The sequence below is a fragment of the Pseudoalteromonas sp. G5_S1_14_S5 genome (assembly GCF_054968605.1).
This window is the reverse complement of record NZ_JBQKUM010000213.1, coordinates 1-597: the sequence shown is the minus strand read 5'-3', so window position 1 is coordinate 597 and position 597 is coordinate 1. Positions and strand designations below refer to the sequence as shown.

General features: G+C 40.5%; 1 protein-coding gene. It reads right to left on the bottom strand.

Annotated features, from left to right (window positions below; genetic code table 11):
- On the bottom strand, positions 1 to 555 hold a 555-nt coding region (locus ACTRWI_RS22595; protein WP_499133929.1), incomplete at its 3' end, for a hypothetical protein.
- Positions 556 to 597: the final 42 nt, after the last annotated feature.

The following is a 597-nucleotide window of genomic DNA, read 5'->3' as shown; positions in this document are numbered from 1 at the left end:
GATAGCAAAGCGGCTATCGTTATTATCATCACGCTCTTGGGTATCAGCGATGTTTCCGTTAACACTATCAGTCTGTTCAAGCGATGTATGGTTTGCCAATATCCGCTGGGCTTGTTGATACTGCTCTGTCCCTGCCGGAGTTGATTTCAGCGTGGTATACGCCTCTATTTTTTGTCTATCAGTGAAATCATTGTCTATCTTGTTTAATTGATTAAAAACAAATGCATTTAATTCATCAATGAGTTCACTAGAAACGTCAATATCGATATCGTTATAGTCATTTAATGTTGGAGCTCTCGCGCCTACTTCTTGCTTCGCGTATTTTTCAAAAACTTGCAGTGGCTGTAATGTCGTATCCCGATCGGTTAATCGCTCTTGTGTATCATTAAGACCATCGTTATCGTCATCCTCATCGCGATTATTAAAAAAGCCATCATCATCCACATCAACCACATAATACTGGGTTAACATTTGTGGCGGCTGTTGAGGGCTAAAATCATCATCAATATTGATACTTTGCGCTTCAACCTGTAAGTATTCACCGAGATCACTCAATGTTTTCTCTCCCCCATTCACAATGGGCTGGGTCATAAGTGT